The 13369-nt window shown below is 54.8% G+C and carries 9 protein-coding genes and 3 pseudogenes; 3 read left to right on the top strand and 9 right to left on the bottom strand.

The genetic code is table 11. From position 1 onward, the window contains the following. Positions 1-41: 41 nt before the first annotated feature. From tnpB to tnpC, 3 genes and pseudogenes are all read right to left on the bottom strand, one after another. Positions 42-395: an IS66 family insertion sequence element accessory protein TnpB gene (tnpB, locus tag AC02Y0_RS24030; protein ID WP_476384405.1), complete on the bottom strand. Its 354-nt coding sequence runs from the start codon at positions 393-395 to the stop codon at positions 42-44. Next, positions 392-721 carry a transposase gene (locus tag AC02Y0_RS24025; protein ID WP_476384404.1) on the bottom strand — a complete coding sequence of 110 codons (330 nt, stop codon included), beginning with the start codon at positions 719-721 and terminating at the stop codon, positions 392-394. The genes tnpB and AC02Y0_RS24025 overlap by 4 nt, the downstream gene beginning before the upstream one ends. Before the next feature lie 244 nt (positions 722-965). Next, positions 966-1997, bottom strand: a pseudogene (gene tnpC / locus AC02Y0_RS24020) (IS66 family transposase); the annotation flags it as partial. Positions 1998-2047: 50 nt separating this feature from the next. On the opposite strand from tnpC, the gene AC02Y0_RS24015 reads away from it, so the two are divergent. After that, positions 2048-2455 (top strand): hypothetical protein, encoded by a 408-nt coding sequence (locus AC02Y0_RS24015; protein ID WP_476384403.1) that lies wholly within the window; start codon positions 2048-2050, stop codon positions 2453-2455. 232 nt (positions 2456-2687) lie between these two features. Here the strand turns inward: AC02Y0_RS24015 and AC02Y0_RS24010 are convergent. The 3 genes and pseudogenes from AC02Y0_RS24010 to AC02Y0_RS24000 all read right to left on the bottom strand — a co-directional run. Then, positions 2688-2921 (bottom strand): annotated as a pseudogene (locus tag AC02Y0_RS24010) (IS110 family transposase); the annotation flags it as partial. A 51-nt stretch (positions 2922-2972) separates the two neighbouring features. Then, the gene (locus AC02Y0_RS24005) at positions 2973-4529 is read right to left on the bottom strand and encodes an ISL3 family transposase (RefSeq protein WP_476384402.1); all 1557 of its coding nucleotides are present in this window, start codon (positions 4527-4529) and stop codon (positions 2973-2975) included. A 115-nt stretch (positions 4530-4644) separates the two neighbouring features. Then, positions 4645-6183, bottom strand: a complete 1539-nt coding sequence (locus tag AC02Y0_RS24000; protein WP_476379581.1) for an IS3 family transposase — start codon at positions 6181-6183, stop codon at positions 4645-4647. 413 nt (positions 6184-6596) lie between these two features. Between AC02Y0_RS24000 and AC02Y0_RS23995 the strand changes: the two genes are divergently transcribed. Together AC02Y0_RS23995 and AC02Y0_RS23990 are read left to right on the top strand one after the other, a co-directional pair. Continuing rightward, on the top strand, positions 6597-7241 hold the full coding sequence (locus AC02Y0_RS23995) for a hypothetical protein (protein WP_476384401.1): 645 nt from the start codon (positions 6597-6599) through the stop codon (positions 7239-7241). A gap of 1410 nt (positions 7242-8651) precedes the next feature. Further along, the gene (locus AC02Y0_RS23990) at positions 8652-10217 is read left to right on the top strand and encodes a toprim domain-containing protein (protein WP_476384400.1); all 1566 of its coding nucleotides are present in this window, start codon (positions 8652-8654) and stop codon (positions 10215-10217) included. Positions 10218-10941: 724 nt separating this feature from the next. On the opposite strand, the gene AC02Y0_RS23985 is transcribed toward AC02Y0_RS23990, so the two are convergent. The 3 genes and pseudogenes from AC02Y0_RS23985 to AC02Y0_RS23975 form a co-directional block, all read right to left on the bottom strand. Further along, on the bottom strand, positions 10942-11061 hold the full coding sequence (locus AC02Y0_RS23985) for a hypothetical protein (RefSeq protein WP_476384545.1): 120 nt from the start codon (positions 11059-11061) through the stop codon (positions 10942-10944). A gap of 312 nt (positions 11062-11373) precedes the next feature. Further along, positions 11374-12316: pseudogene (locus AC02Y0_RS23980) on the bottom strand (IS630 family transposase). Between the two features lie 74 nt (positions 12317-12390). Beyond that, entirely contained in the window at positions 12391-13278 is an 888-nt protein-coding gene (locus tag AC02Y0_RS23975) for a LysR substrate-binding domain-containing protein (RefSeq protein WP_476384399.1), read from the bottom strand. Between the last annotated feature and the right edge of the window lie 91 nt (positions 13279-13369).

Genomic DNA, 13369 nt, shown 5'->3' with positions numbered 1-13369 from the left:
TTTGCCTTCGGAATTTGCGGTGCTGAGTCATCGTGCCGCAGCTATTCAACCGCTTCCGGCGTCCTCGTCTGGATGGCATGAACCCGCCGCCAATCAAGGCCTGCGAACAGGGCTTCGAACTGGGCATGGGTGAGCGTCATCAGCCCATTCTTGATGGTGGGCCAAGTGAAGGTGTGCTCCTCCAGCCGTTTGTAGGCCATGACGATACCGGAGCCATCCCAGTAGATCAGCTTCAACCGGTCCGCCTTGCGGGACCGGAAAACGAAGACAGTTCCGGTGAACGGGTCCTTGTGCAGCTCGTTCTTCACCAAGGACGCCAATCCGTCATGACCCTTGCGAAAGTCCACGGGTTTGGTCGCGACCATGCTCCGGACGCGGTTCGACGGAAAGATCATGTCCCCGCCGCCAGGGCGCGGGCGATGCCAGCGATCCGAGACGCGGACGCACCTTCCTCCAGACGGATCGTAACTGAACCGACAATAATCTCTGCACGTGTGATTGCCTTCACCGCTGGCCGCTCAGGCGGCTGCAGCTCGACAACCATGGCCGCAAACTCGACCGCGTCTTCCGGCTCTGGCAATACCAACTTCCCTTGCCGCGCCAGCGTGCGCCACGATGACAGGTGGTTGGCCTTCAGCCCGTAGCGCCGTGCGACTTCATTTACGTCGCGCCTGGGCGCAAGCTCTCGGAAACGATCCGTGCCTTGACCTCGTCGGGCCATTGGCGGTGCACCTCACGTCGGCTATGCCCCGTCTTGAGAACCTCCAACGTAGACTCCATGGAGAAACTCCTTCTCGCTCATCCATGGAATGTCGATCACAGATCATACGACAACGGGCAACGTGGGGGCGCAACACCGGTTACTAAACATAGATCCTCACATTCAGAGAACTCGTATGTCGTAAGCATCCGGCGAAGGCCGCAGTTTAGGCAGCCTGAGCATTCGGCGTCTTGGGTGTCCAATTTCACGGCAGCAGTTGCTCCAGCCTGCTGATCGGCGTGTCCGCAATGTTGGCGAGGACGTCGGCAAGCCAGGCCTGCGGGTCGATGTCATTGAGCTTCGCGCTCATGATCAGTGTCGCCATGAACGCCGCACGTTCAGCACCACGATCCGATCCGGCGAAGAGCCATGATTTCCGTCCGAGCGCGAAGCCCCGAAGCGCTCGCTCGGCGGAATTGTTCGTCAGGCAAATTCGGCCGTCGTTGAGGAATGACGTAAAGCCGTCCCACCGTTTCAGCATGTAGTCGATCGGCTCGGCGACGGGAGAGCTGCGCGACAATTGTGCCGGCTCGGTTTGGAGCATGCAGTTCTTCGACGAGTGGCTGGCTGTCCTTGCGGCGGCGCTCTAGACGCTGGTCAGCGCAAAGGCCGTTGATCTCCCGTTCAATATCGAACAGGGCATCGATCCGTTTGACGGCCTCCAAAGCCATCAGCGAGATTGGCGCAGCTTTGCTGCCACGTTTGGCGTTCGTGGCGATGTTGGCCAGCACGAAGACCTTGTGGCGTGAATGGAGCACAGGGCCTGTGTCAGAGGTGCGGGATCGCGATCTACCTTGAACAGTGGATTGTAGCCGCCATAGGCCTCCGCCTGCAGAATGCAAGAGAAGGTCTTCAGGTGGCGTTCGGGATGCTCCTGTCGCCTGTCTCGCGACGCGTAGAACCGGGCCGCAGGTGGTGACTGCCCACCGAAGGGTCTGTCATCCCGGACATAGGTCCAGATGCGCGCCGTGTCAGTCTTTCCTTTCGCCAGGATCGGCACTGTCGTGTCGTCGCCATGCAGCCGCTCGGCGGCCAGGACATGGGCCTCGCTCAATGAATGAATTGGCTTCAAGGCTGTGGCACACGCGCCGACCTGATCGGCAAGCGTCGAAAGGCTGAGATCGAGCCCCTCTCGGGCATAGCGCTTGATTTGGCGATTGAGCGGCTGATGCTGCGCGAACTTCTCGAACGGTATGCCGTGAAGTTCGTGTTCCCAAGCAGGAGGAGGAAGATGCCAAACGTCTCGACAGGGAACGCTTGCAGCACTCGGCAGAGCGGACACGCCACGTGAACCGCATTCGTGCCCTGCTCAACCTTCACGGTATCCGTGAGGTCAAGGCCCGCTGGAGAGGAGACTGGCGCAAATGGCTGCAGATGGTGAGGACAGCCGATGACGAACCACTCGGCAAATTCCTTGCAGCAGAGCTAACGAAGGAGTTCGAACGCCTGGAACTGGTCCACGCTCATATTCTTGATCTCGACCGCCAACTCGAGGAAGGCTTGAGTGATGGCACACTGGGCATTCCCAATGTCGACAAGATTCGCCGCATCGCCACGCTCAAAGGTATTGGCAAACTGAGTGCTGTGCTGTTGGTGTCTGAGGTATTCCATCGACAGTTCGCCAATCGAAAGTGTTTGGCGAGCTTTTCTCGGTCTGGCACCAAGCCCATACGCAAGTGGTGCCGTGAAGCATGATCAAAGGATCAGCTAAGCCGGCAACCGCTTCGCGAGACGGCTCCTCGTTGAACTTGCGTGGTAATGGTTGAGGTATCAACCGACAAGCGCTTTGTCCCAGTGGTATCGGGGTACGTTCGGGGCGGGCTCGGGCAGATCTCGCAAGATCGGAGTTGTCGCGCTGGCTCGAAAGCTTGCAGTCGCCATCTGGCGTTTTGTTGAAGACGGCTTGGTTCCCCAGGGCGATTTGGTCCTATGCTGCCACGGACACTCCGGCGGCTGGATTGACGAGCTCTCCGGTCGTGAGCATGGTGTGCATGATGACAGCAAGCTTTCGTGCAACAGCCACAGCCGCTCTTTTGAAGCCGATCCTCTCCCGGAGCTGAAGGCCCCAAGTTCGCAAGGAACTCTGTTTGGCACTGCGCGTGAGAATGACCGACGCTGCTTAGTAGAGAAGTCCACGCAAATGGCGATCTCCGCGTCGGGATGTGAATCGGCGTGCAAAATTGGCTCTGACGCAATTTTGGTGGCCAGAGGCCTATCCGGCGCCAATGACGCGGGCCTGAAGGAGGTCGATTTTCCCTCGGCCGTACATCTGGCGTTTTACAAGCTTGAGCTTGGTAATCTGCCCTTCTGTCTTTCTATTTGACCACGGCAAACTGATCGGGGCACTCACGGCTGCCCGGTCTTTGGCGACACCATTGGCGAAGGCCGCGACCAAGCTTGATCGGGCCCGTTCCAGCCATGGTTCGAGATCGGCAAGAGATTTCTTGCGGATGATGGCTTGGAGAGCGGCGACGACTTCCCGCGCCTCCACGAGTTGCGGCACGAAGCCTTCAATCGCGGCAACCGTAACGGTCTGAGACTTGGAGAGATCGTCGCGAGCGATGGTCATGAGGCGTGCCAAAGTCCGTGCCGACGGCGTACGGCTCAACGCTTCGCAATCCATCTTTTCCGCCTTTCTCCGACGCGTCGCCCACTCGGTTACGACACGAAGGCAGCCCTGGAATCCCTGGCGCGTCAGGTCTCGCCACAACTGTGTGCCATTGCGGTGACCGGCACTCCACTGCGCGTCGAGCCATGGCAGATAAACTTCAAGGGAGCTCTCCCGCACGCGGAACACCTCAGATCGCTGACCGCGTAGCACCCGCCTGACGAGGCCGCGACTGTGCCCTGTGCAACGAACGATTTCTTTGATTGCAGCACCGGACTTGGCCAAGTCCAAAATGACGGCGTTCGTGTCTTCTCGATGCAGATATCCCTGATATTGGATCAGCTCTGCTGCCGTCAGCAGCTCCGTGTTGATCGTTACCGACCCGATCGCTGTTCTGATCTGTCGCATCGATTTGCGGACGGCGTCGAGGAATGCCCGACTGGCGTTCTCCATCAAATGCCATCGATCGGCCACTTGGGTCGCGTCCGGCAATGCCTTGGCTGCAGCAAGGGCGTAGGCGCCACCGCAGTCGCGGGCGACGACACTGATCTGTTGCTGACCCGAAAGCCAGGCCTGAGCGGTTGCCGGTTCTCGGTCTGGCAGAAGTGCAATGGTTTTGCGCCGTTCGAGATCGCAGATGATCGTCCCGTAACGCTGGTTGCGCCGCCATACCCAGTCGTCGATGCCGATCACCGTCGGCGGAACGATACGCGGGGTGCCGCGCCGTCGGACGACACGCAGCAAGGTGTCGTTGCTGACCGGCACCATCAGTCTGCGGGCGATAGTCGCCGCCGGTCGCCCACCCAAAGCAAGCCCGAGATGGTGGACGATGTGATCAAGCCGCGCAGTGCGCCGCGCCCACGACGCCAGGACATCTGCCTCAAAGCGCTCGGCAAAAATCCGTCGGCCACACAGCACTGCGTCACAGTAGAAGCGGCGTGCGGCAATTACCAATCGCACAGACTTTCCCGCGATGGGAAGATCCGTCAGGCGTCGATGATAACGACTGTGTATCCGCGCAGATCTTGTTCCGCAGCCTGGACAACCGCTGGATATATCCGTCGATCGGACAGTGAGTATGATGGCATCGCCAGCAGAAGCTGTCTCATCGATGACAAAGCCTCGAGGCACGAGTGCGGAGGGGCGAAGCGAATGAACCATGGCGCTGATTCCTTCTGCAAAACCAACGCCAGCCGACGCCCAGAATTCATCAAAAGTGAGTCAGAGCCAATTTTGCACGCCGATATGGGGGGTGCGGACAAAAAGTTGGACTGTTCTAAATGCTCAGGCCGAGGCTGTTGCGATATTCGACCGGGCTGAGTGATCCCAGTGATATCTTGATGCGCTTCTCGTTGTACCAGCGGATGTAAGCATCCACCTCGGCGACGAACTGTTCGATTGTGATGGCCTTCCAATCCCGTGGATAAAAGAGTTCCGTTTTCAACCGGCCGAAGAAGCCTTCGCACGCAGCGTTGTCTTGTGAGCAGCCCTTGCGGGACATCGAGCGAACCATCTGCGCGTTGCTGATCCGTGTCAGCCAGCCGGGCCAGCGATAATGGGCTCCACGATCGGAATGGACGATTGGCCGCTCCTCTCCTTTGGTCACGGTCTCAATGGCGGCATCCAGCATTGTGTTGACCAGGCCTGCATCTGGCTGCGTCCCAATCGACCAACTTATGACCATACCGTCGAAGCAGTCGATGATCGGCGAGAGGTACACCTTCCCAGCTGGGATCTGGAACTCGGTGATGTCTGTCAGCCATTTCACGTTCGGTGCTTTTGCATGGAAGTCGCGATTGATCAGGTTCTCGGGCGCCGGGCTGATTTCTCCCAGATATGATCCAAAACGCCGTCGACGCGGCCTGGCAACGACCAACTGCTCCTGCTTCATCAAGCGCTGCACAACCTTCTCCGAGATTGTCACGCTTTGCCTGGCAAGCGACGCCTGCAATCGGCGATAACCATAGCAACGACGGTTTGCTTCGAATATTTTCGCAAGGCTGTGCCGGATGGCGGCATACTTATCTGCCAGACATATCCGTGTGCGGTGGTAAAAGTAGGAGCTCCGGGCAATTTGCAGCTGGGCGAGGAGTTCTGGCAGGCGATAGCTATCTTTAAGGGCGTCAATCAGCTGTGTCTTTTCCCGATTGCTCAGGATCTGCAGATCGACGCCCAGGCCTTTTTTTAACAGTTCGTTGGCTTTCTTCAGGAGGTCATGCTCGAGTTGCAACTGGCGGACATCACGCTGGAGAGCTTCAAGCTGTCGCTCGAGTTCCTCACGTTCTGGCTTTTTGGAGTTGGCTTTGCGGCGTTTCATGGATGAAGGAGCCTCATGACCGAGTAGCTGGTCTTTCCAGCTGTACAATGTCGGCCTTGAGACGCCTAGCCGATCAGCTAACTGTTGAGCGGTTTCATCTCCACAGCATAGTCCGATGACGCCGGCTTGCCGGACCTCCTCGCAATAGCCAGGATGCCACGATCGACCAACCATTGATGTTTGCGTTTCCGGAAAGGCCTCTCGGACCCAGGCGGTCAGAGTTCCTCGTCCGGGATAGCCAAGCGCCCTCATCGTCGCAGAGATGCAACGATCATGGGTGCGAAAGTGCTCAAGTGCCGCCTGTTTCTGTGCCTCGGAATACTTTGGCGCTCGCGCTACCGGCTGCATACGCAGATCGAGATTCTCGACGTACTCGCGGTACCAACCCTTCAGCGCATTCTTTGTGGGATATCCCAGCTGACGAAGGGTCGGGTTGAGGCGCTTGCCCAGCCGTATGTAGAGCTCCACTGCTCGAAGTCTGTCTGAATAGGAATACATGAACTACCTCCTTGGTGGTCCAAGTTTTCGTCCGCATCCCCATGGGGTCAACTTTCCGCGCCGATTGACAGTATTGCGCGCCAAAGCCGAGCGGACCGTCGAAGGCGGTCGGCCAGATCGTCATTCTGTTCGAGCCGCAAGAAGGCGCCAACTACGTCAAATGATGCGGGTATGACCCCAAAAAAATGACGCGTTCTATAATACATACTTGTTATATACACGTATTATTTGTGGAAAAGTAAATACACATTAGATTTATATAAATAATCGGCACGGGATGGTTACATTTGTAACGCAGCATAAAATCTTGTTTACATGGTGCGAATTGCGGAACCTGCAAGCGTCGTTCATTGTCTTAACGCTAAATGGCTGGCCTTCGGCCGCCGTTAGAAGCGCGCCGAAGGATAATGAAAGTGACTAGTGAAAAAGCACCGTTCCCCTTAGCAAAAGAGCTGCTCCTGGAATTCACAGAAGCTCCTCCAAAATGGGATGAAATCCAAACGGGGGAAGATTTCCTTTCTTACTTTGAACGCTTGAATGACCACAGGCATGGGTTCGATAACAATCAAGCCATCGGCGAGCAGGCATTATTGCAGGCTCGAACAGCAAATAGCGCAACGCTAACTTCTTCAGGGGAAAATCTGAGCGAGGCTAAAGAACAGAAACTGCCTCTTATGAAAGCCTTTAGGCTTCCTCGGACTCCTATCAGAGTTGGCGTTAAAGAGAAATTTATAGCAACTGCATCGTCTCCGAAGCGGACGTCAATGCAGTTGTCGACACCCGCGCTCACCCCTGTTCACAACAACATGGCGCAGTTTTACAATCTAAAATTGGAAATGTCGCCAGACTCTACGAGCAAGACTCCGTCACGGCATCTGCTTTCCGAACCGCCCATCCGGGAAAAGACGCTTCCTCCGAGCAGTCCTACTGGATCAAGTATCGAGCAGAAGCGTGTATCTCAGCAGGTCACATCGCCTTTATCTGCGCCCGCCTCCAGTCGTGTAAGAAATAAACAAAGGCAGTCTGATCAGCTCCGTGTAAGAAAAGAAGTGTCTTAGCTGGCGTCACACTTGAAGATAAAAGGCCATGAGGATGTTGCATCATTTTTGATTAAAATGTCTCAGGGTGCATCCAAGGGCTGGGGTGAAGCCTTGCAGTCCAGAGGTAGCATTTTCAATCTGGTGGCCAATGGACACAAAGACGCGGCCTTATCCGTTCGCGACGCTTTTAAAGCGCTTCGAGCAAGCACTGGCGCCGTGAGAAATTTGGAAACGAGATCACGACAGAAAGAGCTACAGATGTGAAGGAGATAGTTTTATTACTTCATGCACAACCAGTTTTTCCAGGTCACAGTATTGAGGCCCCATTTGCCTATCAACAATGATAACAATTCGTTAAGCCGCCAACCGAGATCTCAGCCCCAAACATCGGTCCGCTTGGGAGCATCGAATCTTCGGGAAGAGATGGATGAAGCTTTAGGTGACTACGTTGCGGGCCTTCATCAGAAACAGGAGGAAGCACGCGCAAGGGCCTACGATTATCTCAGCGACCTCGAGACGTTGGTTGAAGCGCGTGTCAATATCCTTAGGGCGCGACTGAGTAACTATGAGGTGATGGCATTAAACCGTCGACTAACTACCGCCCGATCTGCCGAACAATCATTAAATAACGAACAGAACGTCGGTCGACCGTCTACCCGTCGCTTGCAGCATCCACCTGAGAGACCGGCAAGCAGTCGGCTGATGACGGTTGCAGAAAGTCCACCGTCCAACGCACCAGCAGGCCGACGAAGGACGGCGGACGAAGCTTTTGGAAGTGAACAGGAGGCCTCCTCGAGGTCACGCTTACGTAGGGCGCTTTCTGGTAGATGGAGAGCCAGTGATGCAGTCGGCAGGCTCCCTGCGCCACCTTTCGATCTCATCCCTACCGTAAAGGGTCGTGTTCCGCTTAATGAGATATCTACCAATGTGCAACGCCCCTCGGGCTCTCAATCTCATTATCTGGATGAACCAGAGGGAGAGAACCAAGAAAATCTAACGCCCAGTACTTCCAGTGAAAACAGAAGAGATCGGACCAATCGCGATAGTGGTATTGTCCGCTGAATAGCAAGCGTGTCTCCAGCATTGCCGGCCATACACCTTGCGCGCGCGGCTAGTCGCGGGCCTCAGGTCAGTCGGAGAGAAAGCGTTCGTACAAAGAACGATAGCCCTGGTTTTTATCCGCGTCACCCAGTGATCTGACGAAAAGGGGGGAGTTCGACAGGCGGGCACCTGACAAGAGTGTCGTAGACGTAAGCGAAATCGCTTGGATGCGTCACGTCGTTAACCTACTAACCTTGGTGCCATAAGCCGCCACAGAGTTTCGATTGTAATCATCATCAAATTCGTTTCGCACGGCTGGGGTGGTAGGTATTACGGGCAATTGAGAGCGCCTTTCTTACATTGACGTTTACTAGGATCAACACGCACATGCCCTTTCGAAAAACCTCGACATCCGGAGGTCAGCAGCCCGCTTTTGAAGCATCGTTGGCGATAGGGAATCCGCATGATCGCGCCGACGCTGCTGGCGCGCTCCCCGGCAAACATGAGGAAACGGCTGGTCCCCTTCTTTCCGATATGGTTAGATTCCATACAAACCAAGAATTGATTGGAATTGGTGAGGGTAAGTGGAAAACCAATTGCCCCACCGTAGATCACGAAGACACGCGTCCTTCTTTCGAGATAAACGACAGTATGGGCCATTACGGTGCTTACCACTGTTGGGGATGCTCAACACACGGTGGCGGCGAAAAATTCGCGCGAGAAATCATGAGAAAGGAGAGCTGGCATGCTGCGGTGGATGAGTATGTCGTAACAAATGGCGACAGTCGAAGGACAAATGGAACGGTGAAAGTGAACCGACGTGGCCCCGAGACCGCTGCGCCAGCAGTAGAAATTGTAAATTTGAGAAATCGTACGCAAACGGCATTGCAGGCTCCGATTTCGGAGGAAGACTACCTTTGTCACATGTCTATAAGTTATGATCTAGAAGAGAAAATGGAAACGGCGTCAAAACTTTTTCAAGAAAGTCTTCTTAATGATCAGATAATTGATGTAATCGCCAAGGAGCCACTCAACAAGAATGCTAAGGATTATCTTGATTCTCGTGGACTTTGGGAGCCAGATCCAGCGTTTAAAGTTGGCTATTTTCCATCTTCTGTATCTTATGTTCAGCATTTAGATAATACTGATATATTTCGGCAATATTCTACAGACATCAAGAGTCGCGCCATTTTCGATGATTTCAGTTACCTCAAGGGACGCATTATTTTTCCATGGTGTGATGAATATGGGCGGGTCGTAGGCTTGACTGGTCGATCGATAGGAACACCTCGAAATAATACACCAAAATACTGGAATTCGAGAAACTCCGAAATTTTTAAGAAGTCGGAACTCTTGTGGGGCCATCATCTTGCAAAGGATGCAATTCGAGAGTCAGGGGAGCTCCTGATCGTAGAAGGCTACACAGATGTCATGTCGCTACACAAGGCAGGCATTAAGCAAACGGTATCTCCGATTGGCATTGCAATTAGTCGGCCACAACTGGACAAGATCTTCCGTCTTAATGACCATGCACTCGTGTGCCTTGACGGCGATAAAGCTGGCCGAAAGGCGAGCGCAGATGTTGCTAAACGGACTTTGGACTATCTGACTGAGACCCGGTTGGCTCAACAGGGCAAAAGCATGAGCTTCGCACTACTGCCTGCGGGGAAGGATCCCGATGAGATCCTTCGCGAAGGTGGTGAAGCTGTATTCCGAAAAGCGATCAGCAAGCGCATGAGCCTCCAGGAGATGATCGCGTACGGCGAAGAATTGAAGCGTCAGGACACCGACAACAAGCAGAGAGCCGGCGGTGTAGCAGCGGTAAATGGAGCTGTCACTCAAAGTGATGAAGGTTTGCGGAAGGCGTCAATGAAACGCTCTGCGCCCGATGTGGCAGAACAATCCTATCGTGAGGTCAAAAGGCAGCGTTTATCCTCCGGTCTCGATCTGTAAAATCGTAAAATATGTCCGTATAACTATCTTCACGGACTTGGTATCTTGACCCTTTAAAAAAACTGGACGGACACCATGCGCAGAATGTCTTGCCTTTGCCTTGGATACCTCACCGGTAGCCAATAGTATGTTATCCAACTGGACTTTAGAATAACCGCTGTTCTACCCCCAAGTTGCTCACTGGCTCCTGATATGTGATCCAGTTCTCATTGACGAGAGGAATGGAATTTCTCCAGAGAAACTTATGTGGTTGCCTGAACTGCCGTGCGTCGCGCAAGAATTTTCTTCCCAATGAGGTGCGATCAAGTACGGTCTTGTGTCAGTCCTTTGTGTACGGCACTTGCATAAGCCGCATTGCCGGTATGGTGATCAGCGGATCGGGTACCAATCTACGTTCCGAGCTTATTGGCTTTACGTCTCCAATTGGTTTCGCCGTTCCAGATAATCGATCAAGCGCCCATTCGGGTCGTAGACTCCTCACGCCTCCTTATGAGATTGGCTATGCAATGCCGTGGTATTTTAGACTGCATGAGCCATGGCCGGTGCTCGATAATCCTCCATTTTGGTCAGCATGGCCCATATCTTCTGGGCCATTTTGTTTGCCAAAGCGTTTGCGACCAGCATACCAGGTTTCCTGACCAGCATCCGCGAGAGCCAACTATCGACCCGGGGCGGTCAGCGACTTGCACAATTCACCCGTGCCATGGCATCGATAATAAGCAGCCTACGGATATCGGCTTGGCCGGTCTATGTTGGGGACAAGCCCAAGCCACGCAGCGAAATCTCGGCCACGTCGGAAGGTCTGCATGGCAGGCGCAAAGGCTTCGACGGCCAATGCGATCATCGGCCCAACCCCCGGCATCGTCTGAAGGCGTCGCGCGGTATCACTTTGCCGGGCCAGTTCCGAAAGCTTCTGCATCTTTTTATCAATCGGGCCGTCTTCTCGCTGATCTGCGCCAGAAGGTCATGGCACTCTTATCGTACAATCTCAGGCAATTCGATTTCGGCATCCGCAAGGATTGCCTCAATGCGCTTGATATGGCCAACCCCCAAGGGGACTATTTGACCGTATTCATAGAGCGTGGCGCGTAGCGCATTCACGAGCTCTGTGCGCTTACGTACGATACGGGTTCCTCGACCTTAGAGCGGTGCCCTTTCATGCTGGATCGTAACCACATGATGTGAAGAAGTTTCGAGCCTCCTGGGGCTCGATGAGGTCGATCAGTTTCCCGATCCTGTCCCAAAGGCCGGTCACGGTTCGCTCTGCTGCTGCGCAGGAGCGCTTTCAGCTTCGAGAATGCTTTCTATATGGGATTGAAGTCTGGGCTGTAGGGAGGGAGGAACAGCATGCGCGCACCGGCAGCCTTAATCATCTCACGCGCCGCCGGTCGCTTACGGCTGGAGAGATTGTCAAGGATGATGACATCGCCAGGCCTCAGGGTCGGCACCAGAACCTGGGCGACATAGGCCTCGAACCATTCTCCATTGATCGGCCCGTCGATGACGAGCGGCGCAACCATTCCCGTGTTGCGCAAGCCAGCCACCAGCGTCGTGGTCTGCCGGTGGCTGTGCGGGAAGCCCATTCGCAGGCGCTCTCCCTTCCTGCAGCGTCCGTGCGTGCGCGCCATGTTCGTCGCAGTCCAGGTTTCGTCGACGAAGACGAGCTTGGCAGGATCAAGGTCCAGTTGATCATCGAACCACGGCTGACGCGGTTCCAGGACGTCGGGACGGCTTTGCTCTACCGCGTGGCCAGTCTTTTTTGCGAGTCTGGCCGTGCCGGACAAGGAACCGGTGCAAAGCCGACTTGCTGATTGTGATGCTTTAGGCAGAAAGCGCGTCCTGCACTCGAACAAGGTTCCATCGCGGTGCTCAGCGAGCCATGCCATGATCGCCTCGCCATGGGCCTCTGTCTTTCCGGAATTTCGATCTCCGCTAAGAGGACAATGTCGCACGTCGCCCTGGCGAAGTTGCAGATTTGGCCAGCGGCTGACGCTTGCGGCACTCACGCCAAACCGTTCAGCAGCTTCTCGGTGGGTCGCACCAGCGGAAACAGCAGCAAGCACGCGAACACGCAGATCGACAGAGAGAGCTTTTGACATATCCGCCGACCTCCATCGGCAGATAGTTTGAATCAGAACGCGCCTGATTTCGAAGCCCCGACAGATTCAATCAGTCAGGGAACCGCTCTAAAGTGACCCCTTATTGTTTCCAGAAATCTCTGAGCATGAGCCGATAAACTCCTGTGGGCAGGAACTACCACTGCCACTTCGAACGGAACTGAAGGCTCAAAACGACGCGTTACAACCTTTTGCTTGTCCATAGCAGACGCAGCGAATGGATCGACAATAGACACTCCCAGGTTTTTGGACACCAAAGAACAGACCGTAGCGGCCAGGTCAGTCTCAATGTGTTGCTTACGTTCGATACCGAATTCTGTAAACAGCGCATCAATTCTTGCCCGTAAAGGACTTCTGATGCCGAGAGATATGAAGTCCTCGTGCGCCAGGATCTTAGGCGTGAGCACCTCTTGGCGAGCTAGGGGATTATCCTTGTGTAAAATGCAAACTGCAGGTGGCGGGGGAAGTGAAACCACCTTAACCCCTGGATGATCACCAGAAATCTGAACCAAGCCGATGTCAAATTGCCTCAGTGCAACTCGTTCTGCGATCAGGGCAGAGTGAAACGAACCAATACAAATCTCGACCGAAGGCCTTTCTTCAAGGAATTTGGCCGTCACGTCAGCCAGGAAAAACGTAGCCAGCGAATGCGGGGCAGCAATCCTCAGCGAACCGATAGACTGCCGCCTTAAATCACTAGCGACTTTCTCAATACGGCCAAGACCGCGGTAATGGAGATCAACCTCCTCAAACAACACAATCGCCTCGTGGGTGGACACTAGACGGTTCCCCTCACGCCTAAACAGTCGCAACTGCAGGTTCGCCTCCAGATCGCGGATGAGACGGCTTACTGCCGGTTGGGTGACCCCGAGGAGCTCGGCGGCATTCGTCATACTGCCGAGCTGAACCACCGCCCTGAAGGCTTCAATCTGTCGAGAATTCATCTCTCATAACATCCTGTTATAGTGCCACAATCGAGTATGCACTTGATGTTAGGGCATGGTTGGGGGACAGTTCAATCAGAAACAGGGGCTA

This window comes from Allorhizobium sp. nf9_anc, assembly GCF_056323085.1.
Note: the sequence above shows the minus strand (reverse complement) of the source record. Positions and strands in the feature narration are given on the sequence as shown.

Excerpts from the sequence above, each read along its gene's own strand:
- AC02Y0_RS24005 (WP_476384402.1), bottom strand. The coding sequence starts at position 4,529 with ATGGTTCATTCGCTTCGCCCCTCCGCACTCGTGCCTCGAGGCTTTGTC.
- AC02Y0_RS23990 (WP_476384400.1), top strand. The coding sequence starts at position 8,652 with ATGCCCTTTCGAAAAACCTCGACATCCGGAGGTCAGCAGCCCGCTTTT.
- AC02Y0_RS24000 (WP_476379581.1), bottom strand. The coding sequence starts at position 6,183 with ATGTATTCCTATTCAGACAGACTTCGAGCAGTGGAGCTCTACATACGG.
- AC02Y0_RS23975 (WP_476384399.1), bottom strand. The coding sequence starts at position 13,278 with ATGAATTCTCGACAGATTGAAGCCTTCAGGGCGGTGGTTCAGCTCGGC.
- tnpB (WP_476384405.1), bottom strand. The coding sequence starts at position 395 with ATGATCTTTCCGTCGAACCGCGTCCGGAGCATGGTCGCGACCAAACCC.
- AC02Y0_RS23985 (WP_476384545.1), bottom strand. The coding sequence starts at position 11,061 with ATGATCGCATTGGCCGTCGAAGCCTTTGCGCCTGCCATGCAGACCTTC.
- AC02Y0_RS24025 (WP_476384404.1), bottom strand. The coding sequence starts at position 721 with ATGGCCCGACGAGGTCAAGGCACGGATCGTTTCCGAGAGCTTGCGCCC.